The sequence below is a fragment of the Sorangium sp. So ce1014 genome (assembly GCF_051521505.1).
Classification (GTDB): Bacteria; Myxococcota_A; Polyangia; order Polyangiales; family Polyangiaceae; genus Sorangium.
The window spans coordinates 6,796,219-6,809,461 of the sequence record NZ_CP150356.1 but is presented as its reverse complement, the minus strand read 5'-3'; the positions used below and the strand labels follow the sequence as shown (position 1 = coordinate 6,809,461).

Here is a 13,243-nt window from a genome sequence, read left to right as displayed (position 1 = left end):
GCCCCACGCGGGCCGCGCTGCTCGCTCACTCCGCCGCCGCCGCGAGCCGCGCCGGCTCCGCCGGCCGCGCGCGGTTCCACGCGGACGCGACCGCGGCGAGCGACGCCATGACGGCGCTCCGGTGCGTCCCCACCCCGAAGGTGCGTTTGCGCCCGACCGAGATCGCCGCGTAAGCCACGGACTCGGCGCCTGCGCTCCGCTCGGTCGCGTGCTCCGCGTGTTCGTCCAGCGCGATCGCGATCCCGGCGTGACGCGAGAGCGCGCTGGCAAAGGCCTCGACGGGGCTCTTCCCGGCGGCGCTCAGCACCTGGGGGACACCGCGGATCTGGACGTGGAACTCGTGTCGTTCCCCCTCGCCCTGGCCGCTTCGCCTGTGCTCCGTCACGCGCAGCGGCCCGCCGCGGTTCACGTACTCGCGCTCGAAGATCGCCAGGATCTCGGCCTTCTGCACCTCGCCCTCGGTCCGCTCCGCCCTGCGCTGCACCGCCTGGCTCAGCTCGATCGCGAGCCCCTTCGGCAGCGCATAGCCATGGTCGTGCTCGAGCACGTACGCCACGCCGCTCTTCCCCGACTGGCTGTTCACGCGGATCACCGCCTCGTAGCCGCGCCCCACGTCCTGCGGATCGATGGGCAGGTAAGGCACCTCCCAGACCGTGCTCCCGCCCTCGCGCAGCGCCTTCCAGCCCTTCTTGATCGCGTCCTGGTGCGAGCCCGAGAAGGCGGTGTACACGAGCTCGCCGACATAGGGGTGGCGCGGGTGGACCGGCAGTCGGTTGCAGTGCTCTGCCGTCTCCTTGATCGCCTGGACGTCGTGGATCTCGAGCTCCGGATCGACGCCCTGGGAGAACAGGTTGAGCGCCAGCGTGATGACGTCGACGTTCCCCGTGCGCTCGCCGTTGCCGAACAGCGTGCCCTCGACGCGGTCGGCCCCCGCCATCACGGCGAGCTCCGCCGCGGCCACCGCCGTCCCGCGGTCGTTGTGCGGGTGCACGCTCAGCACGATGCAGTCGCGCTGCTTCAGGTTCCGGTGCATCCACTCGATCTGATCCGCGTAGACGTTGGGCGTGGCCATCTCCACGGTGGACGGCAGGTTCAGGATGATCTTCCGTGACGGGGTGGGTCGCCACACGTCCATCACGGCCTCGCAGATCTCCTTCGCGAAATCGAGCTCGGTGCCCGTGAAGCTCTCGGGGGAGTACTCGAGCACGACGTCGGTCTCGGGCATGCGCGCCGAGAGCTCCTTCACGAGCCTCGCCCCGCGCACGGCGATGTCGACGATGCCCGCGCGGTCCAGGCCGAACACCACGCGTCGCTGGAGCGTGGAGGTGGAGTTGTAGAGGTGAACCACGGCGCGGCGCGCCCCGCGGATGGCCTCGAAGGTCCGCTCGATCAGGTCGGCGCGCGCCTGCGTGAGCACCTGGAGGGTCACGTCGTCCGGGACGAGCCCCTCGTCGATGATCCGGCGCACGAAGTCGAAGTCGGGCTGCGACGCGCTGGGAAAGCCCACCTCGATCTCCTTGAATCCCATGCGCAGGAGCTCGTGCCACATGCGGAGCTTGCGCTCGGGGCCCATGGGCTCGACGAGGGCCTGGTTGCCGTCGCGCAGATCCACGCTGCACCAGCGCGGCGCCCTCTCGATCACGCGGCTGGGCCAGCGCCGATCGGGCAGATGGATGGGCTGAAACGGCTTGTACTTGTGGACGGGCATCGTGGACATGACAGGACTCCCTGAAAGATGAAGATGGGAGTCGTCGCGACGACGATGCGAGGACCCCCACCGGGACAAGAGACCGAGGGGGGCCGAGCTGCGAGGATGAACGTCGTCAGCAGTGCGCGCAGAGCCCCCGAGGCCGTAGGCCTAGGCGGGGGCAAAGGGAGCGCGCGGGCACGACAGACATCGCGGGGCAGCCTAGCGAACGTCCTCTTGCTTGTCCAGCGCCGCGACGCGAGGGGGCTCTGCGCGCGCTGGCCGCGATCAGGACGCCGCGGTGCACCTCTCGCCGCGTCGTCGATGCGCGGGGCCCTGACACGCCAGTGCTGGGCGCCGGTCGTCGTCGCCGCTCGAACCGTTGACGCATTCGAGCACCGCGTCATCGCGCACAGCGCCATGAGGAGCGGCCGAGAGAGGCCGGTGCAGCGCTTCGTGAGCCCGGCCTCACGTGTGATCATTGTGTGATCATCGACTTGCTCGGCGGAGATGAATGCTCATGTGGCGAGGCTCAACCGGCCTCTGCTGGCGGTAAAGATTTCCTTCACAAGAAACCGATGTCGTCCGCCCATGACGACCTCAGCCGGAACCGAGAACCGCGACGACAGTCGCCCGAGAGGTCCGCCGATGCGCAAGATCGCTTACTTGATCGCCCTCAGTTCGGCAGCAATCGTCGCGGGCTCGCTCGCGACCGGCTGCGTCGCGATGATCGGAGATGCCGCAGACAACGACTCCGACGATTCGAACGGAGCGGGAGCGGGGCCCGGCTCTTCGTCGAGTGGAGATAACAACGCCGGCGGCTCCAGCGGCTCCAGCGGCTCCAGCGGCTCCAGCGGCTCCGGAGGCTGGACCAGCGGCTCTGGAGGGTCGTCCAGCGGCACCGGCGCGGGCACCGGCGGCGGCACCAGCACCGGCCCGAACCCGGAGCCCATCGCTGGATGTGAGCTGGGCTTCACCGAGCTCCCGGATGGCAAGGGCGGCGTGAACGTCGAGTCCGTCTGTATCGGGGACGAGGTCGGGTTCGACAGGGCCAGGTCGCTGGAGGCCTTCAAGACGACCGTCTACCCGCTGCTGACACAGAACTGCTCGGCCTGCCACAGCACGACGAGCCGGGCGCAGGCGCCCATCCACTCCGACGTCGACCCGGCGCTGGCCCACGAGTACGCGCTCACGCGCGTGAACTTCAGGAAGCCGGAGGACTCCAAGCTCGTCGTCCGGATGGGCATCGACCGGCACAACTGCTTCGGATCGAGCTGCAAGGACGCGAACGCGCAGATGCTCTCCGCCGTGCAGGCGTGGGCGGCCGCGGTCGCGCCGTCGCTCCCGGAGACCCCGCGCCCCGTCGCGGCAGGCGAGCAGGTCAGCGAGGCGCAGGTCAAGGCGTGGATCGCGGCGGACAAGGCCACCCACGCGGCCGGCGCGGACGCCGAGTTCATCAAGTACACCTCGTTGCACGAGATCCACAACAAGGGCGCCTCGGCGGAGGACATGAACGTGGCCCGCGTCGGCCTGTCGAAGGCCCTGAACTCGACCGCGCGCTGGGCGCCCGGGATCGTGAACCCGGTGGACATCAACGGCAAGGGCATCGTCTACCGCTTCGATACCCGCGACTACTGGGGTCACAACAAGGGCGTCACGAAGCTCCACTTCGGCGGCTCGGACGACGACGTCTTCTTCGGCAGGACCAGCGTCAACTACCTGGGCGAACGGGTCGGCTCCGATGTCACAACGAAGGAGAAGTACAGGTACACGGCGGAGGTCCAGGAGGACCCGAGCTTCGCGAAGCTCGTCTGGGGCCGCGTCCTCGCCGGCAACGTCGAGGGCGCCACGGACAGCGCGGTGCTGCCGCCCTACGTCGACGGCTTCAAGACGGATTACGTCGAGACGAGTCAGCTCGTCTACACGCTGACGCGCCCCGACGTGTACAACGCCATCATGGCGATCCCCTGGTACGCCCAGGACCTCGAGACCGAGCTCGGCGTCATCAAGGACGATGGGATGAAGTCGTACGAGTACATGGTCACAAAGCAGGCCATCACCATCGACTCCCGCATGTACTGGCGGGCCAGGACGAAGAGCGGCGGGTACTACTGGAAGACCTGGGACATCTTCACCGGGCAGCTCGAAGGCAGCGTGCAGACGATCGAGCAGGCGTACGAGCAGGGCCAGATCCGGTTCCCCTTCTGGGCGCACCCGATCCCGACGTTCATCGCCGGGACCGGCGGCGGCGTGACGGCGGGCACCCTCAGCTTCGTCGCGACCCTGGCTCAGCCGTTCAAGAGCTCGGAGCCGTCCGGGTGCGATGGGCAGCCGAACTACGGCGGCAACGATTTCCTGAACTGCCGCTATTACACCGGGACCGCGGGGCTCCAGCAGTCGGCGGAGGAGGTCATCTGGGATCTGCCGAACGGCCTGCAGGGGTACTCGCTGTGGGGTGGCTTCAACCAGCGCCGCGTCGACGCCTTCGTCAACATCGTGCGTGATCCGCGCATCACCCGGCAGGACGCGGACGCCGTGATCACGAGCCGGATCGGCTTCGCCAGCACGGACCGCCGCCTGAACACCGGCAGCTCGTGCATCGGCTGCCACGCGGACGGCATGAACCGCGGCGACAACGACCTGCGCGACTGGCTGGACGAGGGCGGCGCGCGCCTCCCGAAGGGCCAGCACGGGGTCGACGGGTGGATCGACGACGAGCAGACGGTGGCGCAGGTCAAGGAGCTGTACCCGCCCTCGAGCGTGATGAGGCCGCGGATGGAGGACGATCGCCGCGTCTTCATGAAGGCGATGTCCCGGATCAAGCGGGAGATGGTCCTGGGCATCGACAAGAACGTGTACGTGGAGCCGACGATCTGGACCATCGAGTGGGCCCAGAGCTTCTACAAGTACGCGCCGACCCGCTCGAACTGAGCCGGGCCTCGCGCGCCCGCGCGTCTCCGTCGGCTTCGTGCTTCGCGCGGGGGCGCGACGATGATTTTGCCGAGGAACTTCGCGCAGCTGCGGAACGCTTCGCCCACCGACGGCCCGACCGCGCTTGACAGTTCTCCGGCGACACGATGACTTCAGGAGATGAGGTCCTCCCTCACTTATCTTCTTGTCGCGCTATTGCCTCCGTCCCTCCTCGCCGCCGCCTGCACCCCCAGGGCGGACCCGTTCCGGAACCCGCCCAGACCGGCGGCCGAGGGCGGGACGGGCGGCTCGGGGACCCTCGGCGACCTGGGTGTCGGCGGCGGCAGCAGCGGCGGCTTGACGGGGAGCGGATGCTCCGCGGACATGAGAGACGTCGTGGACGCCGAGGGGAACGTCCTCGGCGCGTGCCCGCCCCAGCTGGGGTGTTACCAGGGGCAGTGCATCCCCGCGTGCGAGGCCGCCGAGAAGGCGGGCGGCTCGATCGGTTGCGACTACCTCGCGCCGTCGCCGCCGTTCTTCCAGAACGATCTCGCCGGCTCCACGTTCAGCGGCGCGTGCCATGCGGTCTTCCTCGCGAATACCTGGGATCGCCACGCCAGGCTCCGCATCGCTTACGACGGCGAGGCGCTCGACGCGGCCGGGTTCACCTACCTCCCGAGCGGCATCGGTCCGAGCACCAGGTACACGCGCTTGCCCGAGGACGGCATCCCGCCGGGCGAGGTGGCGGTGCTGTTCCTCTCGCACCGGACGGGTGCATCGACCGGCTTCAGCTCGCTCGAATGCCCGCGGCCTCCCGCCGTGCTGGCCGATGTGGCGGTGCACAGGAGCGGCACCGGCACCGCGTTTCAGGTCGCGTCGGATACGCCCGTCTCGGCGTATGACATCCTGCCGTACGGCGGGGCGTTGAGCTTCCTCCCCAGCGCCTCGCTCCTGCTCCCGCGTAGCACGTGGGGCACCAACTACTACGCCCTGGCGCCGCACCCCCACGGCCTCGGCGTTCCGTGGATGATGCTCGTCGCCGCCGAGGACGACACAACGGTGGATCTCGTTCCCTCATCGAGCCTCCCCGGCGGTCCCGGCGTCCCGGGCGCTCCGGCCAACGCCGCCACGCGGATCCAGCTCGGCGCCGGCGACGTCGTCCAGTGGATGGGCGCCGACCCGAGCGGCGCCGTGCTCCAGTCGAGCAAGCCCATCGGCGTGTGGACCGGCAACACGTACCTGCAGGTGGCGACAAAGACGTCCCCGGCCGGCGGCGGTCAGGACGCCGCCCACCAGCAGATCGCGCCCATCAGCGCTCTCGGCGGCGAGTACGTCGGCGCCGGCGTGGTCTCGCGGCTGTACTCGCAGGAGCCGGAGAGCGTCGTCTACCGCCTGCTCGGCGTGGCCGACGCCACGACGCTCTCCTGGGATCCGGCGCCGCCGGCCGGCGCGCCGGCCACCCTGGCGGCGGGCGAGGTCGCGGAGTTCCAGACGACGTCGCTGTTCTCGGTGCGGTCGCAGGACGGCGATCACCCCTTCATGCTCACGCAGTACATGCCCGGCGCCCCCGCCAGGACGCTCCCTGGCTGCGTGGCGGAGATCCCGGTCTCCGGCTCACCGTGCCAGCTCGGGGACGAGGAGTGGGTCATCCAGCTGCCGCCCGAGCAGTTCCTCGAGCGATACGTGTTCTTCACCGATCCGACCTATGCCACGACAAGCCTGGTGATCACCCGCGTCAGGGGCCCGAACGGCTTCGCGGACGTGGAGCTGAGCTGTCTCGGTCCGGTGACCGGGTGGCGCCCTGTCGGGGCCGCGGGCGCGTTCGAGGTGGCCCACGTCGATCTGAGCCGCGGCTTCGTGGGCGCGAGCCCAGCGTGCGAGACGAGCCAGCACGAGGCGAGCAGCGCGGGCGCCTTCGGCGTCACCGTGTGGGGCACGGACTTCTTCGCTTCGTACGGCTACCCCGCCGGCGGCAACGTCGAGAGCATCAACGACGTCGTGGCCCCGCCCGTCCCGCGCTAGCGACCCGCGCCGCGTCAGGCCGTCAGGGGGCCGCGATCGCCTGCGCGCTCCCCGCGCCTGCGGCGGCGAGCCGCGACGCCACGCGCGACGCGAGCCGCTCCGCGATCTCGTGGAGCGCCGCCCCCATCGCCGCGGCCATGTTCCCGGGATCCTCGATGTCCCCGCGGATCTCGACCTCCGCCGTCATGCTCTGGGTGTCCAGCACGGTGCGGTCGTCCTGCACGGCGTAGTGGAGGGTGATACGCGCGGCGCGGCCGCCTCTCCGGTGCACCTCGTCGAACGCGAGCAGCTCGACGTCGAGCGCCGGTCCGCCGCCGGACACGGCTTGCACGAGCGGGCGCTCCTCGAAGAGCGCCCGCGCGAGCGCGCGGCGGACGAACTCCTCGGGCCTCTCTGTCCAGCGGCGATCCGCATACATCGCGACCTCGACGTCGGAGGAGCGGTACACGATCTGGTTGCGCAGGTGGGAGCTCGACGAGATGCGGCCGAGGCGCAGGCGCGGCCCGTCGGCGCTCCCGCGATCGGGCGCTCGCGGCGACTCTTCCCATCTCGGGGTGAAGTAGCGGACGGACAGCGGCTCGGCCTTGGAGGTGAGCGCGCAGCCCGGGCTCGAGAGGAGCAGAGCGAAACAGAGCGTCTTCACGATCTTCACGGCTGCTTCTTTCCGGCGCGACCTTTGATGAGCATGTCGGGCTCCTTGTCCAGCGACTCGAAGACGTCGCGGACCGCCTCGAGCGCCTCGCGGAACTCGCGCAGCGTCGCGTCGATCTCGCGCGTCGTACCGTGGGCGCCGCGACCGACCTCGCCGAACGCGTCCGTCGCCCGCGTCGCGCTCGCGACGAGCCCGTCGTCTCCGCCGAAGCGCAGGAGCACGCCGTCGAGCCGCGAGACAGCGACATCCATCTTGGCGAGGGTGCTCGCCGCCTTCTCGGGGATCTTCGCCTGGTTGATGCCCTTCACGGTGCCCTGGAGGTCGGCCAGCATGTCATTCATGTTCGCCAGGGTGGCGACCGTCTTCTCCGCCAGGTTCTCGTCCTGGAGCTGCCCGAGCATGACGTCGATGTGATTCAGGGCGGACGAGATCTGCTCCCCCATGGCGGGCAGGCTGTCCGCGGCCCGCACGATGCTGTCCTCGAGGTTCTTCATGAGGGACGGCGCGGCAGGGATGTAGTTCGTCGGCGTCTGGAAAGGCAGCTCGGGGAGCGGGGTGGTCTCGATCTCGAAGAAGTCGATGGCGAGGAACTTCATGCCCGTGATGCCCTGGGACTGGAGCTGCGTCCGGAGCTCGGGCGGCACGGAGAACCGGACGGAGTCCGCCTCGCCGGGCGGCGACGTCTCCGTGAGCCCGAGCCGCCGGATGCTCTCGAGATCGAGCTCTGCGACGACCTGCACGTGCCGCCGATCGGGCGCGATCTCGATCGCGGCGACCGTCCCGATGGTCACGCCGCGGTACTTCACCGGCGAGCCCAGGTCGAGCCCCTGCACCGATTCGTTGAAGTACGTGGCGTAGGCGAGCGTCCGCCGTTCGACCCGGTTCGCCCCGAAGGCCACTGCTGTCGCGAAGGCGGCGGCGAGCCCGAGGAGGACGAAGAGACCTATCTTGAAGTGGTTCGTGGTGGAGAACATCAGACGGCCTCGACGGTGCGGTTGAAGAAGCTGTGGATGCGCGGATCGCCGCTCTCGCGCAGCTCGGAGGGGCGGCCGCGCGCGATGATGCTCCTCGTCTCCTTGTCGAGCAGGATGCACTGATCGACGATCGCGAAGATGCTCTGCAGCTCGTGGGTCACCACCACCACGGTGAGGCCGACGACGCGCTTCAGCGTGAGGATGAGCTCGTCGAGCCCGGCGGACATCACGGGATCGAGCCCGGCCGACGGCTCGTCGAGGAAGAGGAGCTCGGGCTCGAGCGCCATGGCCCGCGCGATCGCCGCGCGCTTCTTCATGCCGCCGGAGAGCTCCGAGGGGAGCTTGTCCGCCGCGCCTTCCAGGCCGACGAGGCGCAGCTTGGCGCGCGCCATGGCGTGCACCACGTCCGGCGGCAGCCTCGTCCACTCGCGGAGGGGGAGCGCCACGTTCTCGACCACGGTCATCGAGCCGAACAGCGCGCCGTGCTGGAACATGACGCCGAACGGCGGGCGGCCCTCGACGAGGCGCGGCGCCCCGACCCCATCGATATGAATGCTGCCCGAGAGCGGCTGCTCGAGCCCGGTGAGGAAGCGCAGCGTCGTCGACTTGCCGCACCCGCTCCCGCCGAGGATCGCGAACACATCGCCGCGCGCGACGCGGAACGAGGCGTTCTCCAGGAGCCGCGTGTCGCCCCAGCCGACGGTGAGATCGAGGACCTCGATCATCGGGTCGCTCATACGTCGAGCGCCCTGAAGAGGACGGTGAAGAGGGTGTCGATGAGGACGATGCAGAAGAGCGATGCGACGACGGTCGACGTGGCGCGGCGCCCCACCCCTTCGGCGCCGCCCGAGGTCGCGAACCCTTGCTGGCACGCGATGAGCGCGATGGTCATGGCGAACGCCGCGCTCTTGATCAGGCCGGTCCCCACGTCGTGGGGGTGGACGGCGATCAGCGTCTCGTTCCAGTAGGCCTGCCGGCTGACGCCGAGCGAGATCGACGCCACGAGCATCCCGCCCGCGATGCCCACGATGTCGGCGAGCAGGGTCAGCACCGGGACGACGAGGAGGAGCGCCAGCGCGCGCGGCAAGACGAGGTAGTTGGCCGTCCCGAAGCCCATGATCCGCAGCGCGTCGATCTCCTCGGAGACCTTCATCGTCCCGAGCTCTGCCGCGATGGCGGCGCCCGAGCGGCCACAGACGATGATCGCGGTCATGAGCGGGGCGAGCTCGCGCGTGACGGAGAGGCCGACGAGGTCGGCGACATAGATGTTGGCGCCGTAGGCCGCGAGCTGCTTCGCGGCCTGGAATGCCATGACGAAGCCGACGAGGGTGTTGATGAGGAGGACGATCGGCAGCGCGTCGACGCCGGTCTTCTCGACGAACGGGAGCGTATCGTGCCAGTTGCCCGTCCTCGGCCGCCGCGCGACGTTGACCGCGGCGACCACCATCTGCCCGAGGAACTCGACGACGAGCCTGGCCTCATCGAGCACGGAGACGGTCGCGCGACCGACCTGCTCGACGAGCCCCTCCGCCCTCTTCGGCACGGGGCGCGCGACGCGATCGTTGCCGCCGTAAAGCTCGATGAGGGCCGCGATGCGCTCGTTCGCCCCGGAGAGATCGAGCCGTGCGCCCCGCTCCGCGAGCACGGCGCGGAGGTGCAGCAGGAGCGACAGGATGCCGCCATCCATGACGCTGACGCCCGTGAGGTCGAACGTCACGGTTCCATCGTGGATCTCCTCGACGGCCGCGGACAGCTCGGGCCAGAGCGCGTCGGCGTCTCGCATGCGCAGCTCGCCGTGCAGCGGGATCAGCCGCCTCGCCGAGGACCCCTGGTCAGGGATCAGGGCCGCCCTTGGGGCAGCGAGCTCAGCGGACGACATGGAGGTTCACTGGGCGCCTAGCTCAGCAGGTGCCGTGCCGGGACAGACGAGGGGGAAAAGCCCTCCCGCGCGGGCGTCGGTGCGGGGCGTAATGGCGCACTTGTGGCATTCGGACACGGGCGTGCGCGTAGCCGCGCCGCTGCGAGCTCCTCGCCAGCCTACACCGCGCGCTGCCGCCGGCTACAAGGCCGACGGCGCCTTTTCACGGCGGCCGGCGCCTGTTCGAGGACGGGCGATGTCGTGAGCCGCCTGCTCCGGGCGCCCTCCGAGGTGGCCGCGAGCTCCCGCGAAGACAGGGACTAGCTAGCGACCCTCTCGGCGCGGGATCGGAGATCCGATTGCACGACGGATGACCGACATCGGCGCAATGGCCCGCGGGATGGCAGCGCAGGCGCATTGACGACAAGACATCGAGATCCGCTGCCCTGGACGAGTCGACTCCCGCGGCGTATATGAGCGCTGTAGCCGGGGACACAGGGGGCCAGGAAACTCATGCCGAAGCTGATCATCGGAAACGTCGCTACCGAGAACATGCTCGGCGAGACGTGGAGGATGACCCACGAAGACCGGCATGGCTGGTCGACCGTGGCGAATCGGCTGGCCTGGCTCGCGGAGGACGGCGACATCATCCTGGCGCCCCAGCCGCTGCCCGAAGCGTTTCTGCGCTACGTGTTCGTGCTGAATGGCGTCGACCGCAGCGCCGTGAGGGTCGTCGTCCCGCCGGGGAGCGAGCGGCAGTCGACGCTGCTCACGTTCGACGTGCTGAGCAGCCCCGCGATGCTGGAGCGGCTCCTCGCGGCGACCCGGGATCGTGGCGACTGGACGGTGTTGCCCTATTATTATGACCGGGCGATAGCCTGGCTTGTCGCTCGTCTGGGCCTTCGTGAGCATCCTTCGGTGCAAGCGACCATGCGCCAGGGCGGCGCCGAGCAGCTGAACAGCAAGGTCGACTTCCGTCGTATCGCGGCTGGCCACGGGATCCCGGTCGCCGAGGGGGCGCCCTGCTCGTCAGAGGTGGAGCTGCGGGCTGCGCTGGACGAGTTTCTCCGTCCGACCGGCGCTGTCATCGTGAAGCAGGATCTCAACGCCGGCGGGCTCGGGAACGTGGTCGTCACCACCGAAGCCCTCGATCTGGACTCCAGCGGGGCGGCGGAGACGATCCTCCTCGGGGAGGCGTCGGACCAGGGCCAGGTGGCCGAGCAGCTCTGGAGGCGCCTCACCGGCCCTCGCAACGCGACCCTGGTGGTCGAGGTGTTCTACCCGCAGGCGCCTTCGTATTACACGGAGCTGGAGATCTTCGTCGACGGGATCCGGCCCTATCTGCTGAACTTCGGCGAGCAGCGCCTGGATCCGATCTGGGTAGGCTTCATGATCCCCTGTCATACACTCGGGCCTTACCACCTGGCCGAGCTGCTCTCGGTCTCCATGAAGCTCGCGGACGTCGCGTGCGCCCGCGGCTACGTGGGCAAGCTGAGCTGCGACGCCATCCTGACCCGGGACGGTCGGATCCTGTTCAACGAGATCAACGGGCGGCTGGGGGGGTGCAGCCATATCCACGTGCTCGCCAGCCGCTTCTTCGGCCCTCGCTACGGCAACGACCACACCCTGCTCACGCGGAACAACGTGAAGGCGGGCCCTTTCCCGCGGGTGCTCGATCTCCTGGAGCAGGATGGGCTGCTGTACTCTCGCGGCCGCGAACAAGGCGTCGTGGTCCTCAACGAGGACACGGAGCGGACCGGGACCGTCGAGTACATGGTCGCCGCCCCGACGAGGACGGCAGCCCAGGAGCTCGAGCATCGCGCGCTACGAACCCTGGAGAGGAGCTGTCGTCCATGAGGATGAGGATCGCGGCGCGCGCCGAGCGGCCTGCTCGTGATTAAGGCGGATCCCACCCGGTCGCTCGGGTTCGCGGTGTGGATCGCGCTCGTGTCTCAGCTTCTCATGAACATGGCCGCCTTCGTGGCGACGCCGTTCATCACGATTTACCTGGGGAAGAACCTGCGGTTCTCCCCCGCCGAGGTGGGCACGATCGTATCGGCGATGATGGTCTCCGGGCGTCTGCTCCAGATCCTGACCGGCCCGGTCGCCGATCGCGTCGGCGGACACTCCATGATGATCGCCGGCTTGCTGCTGCGCGCCGCCGGATTCGCCGGCTTCGCGTTCCTGACCGGCTGGTGGGAGCTGCTTTTCATGACTCTGCTGGCCGGCGTCGGTGACGCGCTGTACGAGCCCTCGGTCAACGGGACCTTCGCGGCCCAGCCGGCCGAGATCCGCCCGCGCGTGTTCATGCTGCGCAATCAGTTCCTGAACATCGGCGTGGTCATCGGCCCCATGCTGGGCGCGGCGCTGGTGGGCTACGGGATACGTGCGCCTTTTCTGAGCGCCGCCGCGTGCTTCGTGGCGCTCTGCGTCCTTCTGGCGGTGGTCGGCCCCCTCGTCGAGTCACCGGAGCGACGGCCGTCCGTCCTCGAGAACTATCGCGCCGCGCTGAGGCACCGGCCGTTCCTGGCCTTCTGGGGCGTCATGGTGCTCTGGTGGATGCTCTTCTCGCAGCTCTTCGTCTCGCTGCCGGTCAAGGCGCTGGAGATCGGGGGCAGCGAGCGGTGGGTCAGCACGGTGTTCCTCGTGAACGGCGTCATCGGCACGCTGGCGATACTCCTTGTGCACCGCCTGAACGAGCGGCTCCCGGTGCACAGGTCGCTGCTCGTCGGCATCGTGCTCGCCGGGCTCGGCCTCGGCTTCGTCCCGCTCTTCCCGGCCATGGGGTGGCTGCTCGTCTGCGTCCTGATCTACACCCTCGGCGAGTCCATCACGCAGCCGTGCGCCGACGTCATGGTCGCAGGCTTCGCCGACGCGCGGACCGGCGCGACCTTCTTCGGGCTCTACAGCGGCTCGTACGCCCTCGGGGTCACGCTGGGGAACTACCTCGGGAGCTGGCTTGTCCTCCGGCTCACCGGCGCCGGGCCATGGCTCGTTTATGGCGCGATCGGAGCGCTGGGCGCGCTGGGAGTGACGCTCTACAACCGGCGGTTCATCGACGCCGCGAGAGCCGAGCGCGCCCTGGCTCACCCATGACCGCCGGGGGCGACCCCCCCAATGGCAACGACGTGACTCGCCCT

Annotated in this window: 9 protein-coding genes; 4 read left to right on the top strand and 5 right to left on the bottom strand. The window is 69.4% G+C overall.

Features of this window, described 5'->3' with window-relative positions; genetic code table 11:
• Positions 1-25: 25 nt before the first annotated feature.
• On the bottom strand, positions 26-1,717 hold the full coding sequence (leuA, locus tag WME75_RS25670; protein ID WP_437476059.1) for a 2-isopropylmalate synthase: 1,692 nt from the start codon (positions 1,715-1,717) through the stop codon (positions 26-28).
• A 618-nt stretch (positions 1,718-2,335) separates the two neighbouring features.
• Between leuA and WME75_RS25665 the strand changes: the two genes are divergently transcribed.
• The gene (locus WME75_RS25665) at positions 2,336-4,618 is read left to right on the top strand and encodes a hypothetical protein (protein WP_437476057.1); all 2,283 of its coding nucleotides are present in this window, start codon (positions 2,336-2,338) and stop codon (positions 4,616-4,618) included.
• A gap of 159 nt (positions 4,619-4,777) precedes the next feature.
• Positions 4,778-6,619, top strand: a complete 1,842-nt coding sequence (locus WME75_RS25660) for an IgGFc-binding protein (protein WP_437476055.1) — start codon at positions 4,778-4,780, stop codon at positions 6,617-6,619.
• Positions 6,620-6,641: 22 nt separating this feature from the next.
• Here WME75_RS25660 and WME75_RS25655 read toward each other — a convergent pair whose 3' ends face one another.
• The 4 genes from WME75_RS25655 to WME75_RS25640 are packed head-to-tail and all read right to left on the bottom strand — an operon-like array spanning position 6,642 to position 10,124.
• Positions 6,642-7,271, bottom strand: a complete 630-nt coding sequence (locus tag WME75_RS25655; protein ID WP_437476053.1) for an ABC-type transport auxiliary lipoprotein family protein — start codon at positions 7,269-7,271, stop codon at positions 6,642-6,644.
• Entirely contained in the window at positions 7,268-8,245 is a 978-nt protein-coding gene (locus tag WME75_RS25650) for an MlaD family protein (RefSeq protein ID WP_437476051.1), read from the bottom strand. Before WME75_RS25650 ends, WME75_RS25655 begins: the two co-directional genes overlap by 4 nt.
• A complete protein-coding gene (locus tag WME75_RS25645) occupies positions 8,245-8,982 on the bottom strand; it encodes an ABC transporter ATP-binding protein (RefSeq protein WP_437476050.1) in 738 nt (245 codons plus the stop codon). The genes WME75_RS25650 and WME75_RS25645 overlap by 1 nt, the downstream gene beginning before the upstream one ends.
• Complete coding sequence (locus WME75_RS25640; protein WP_437476048.1) at positions 8,979-10,124, bottom strand: ABC transporter permease; 1,146 nt, start codon at positions 10,122-10,124, stop codon at positions 8,979-8,981. Before WME75_RS25640 ends, WME75_RS25645 begins: the two co-directional genes overlap by 4 nt.
• Before the next feature lie 492 nt (positions 10,125-10,616).
• Between WME75_RS25640 and WME75_RS25635 the strand changes: the two genes are divergently transcribed.
• Both WME75_RS25635 and WME75_RS25630 read left to right on the top strand, forming a co-directional pair.
• Positions 10,617-11,960, top strand: a complete 1,344-nt coding sequence (locus tag WME75_RS25635) for a peptide ligase PGM1-related protein (RefSeq protein WP_437476046.1) — start codon at positions 10,617-10,619, stop codon at positions 11,958-11,960.
• Positions 11,961-12,050: 90 nt separating this feature from the next.
• The gene (locus WME75_RS25630) at positions 12,051-13,199 is read left to right on the top strand and encodes an MDR family MFS transporter (RefSeq protein WP_437476044.1); all 1,149 of its coding nucleotides are present in this window, start codon (positions 12,051-12,053) and stop codon (positions 13,197-13,199) included.
• Positions 13,200-13,243 lie beyond the last annotated feature (44 nt).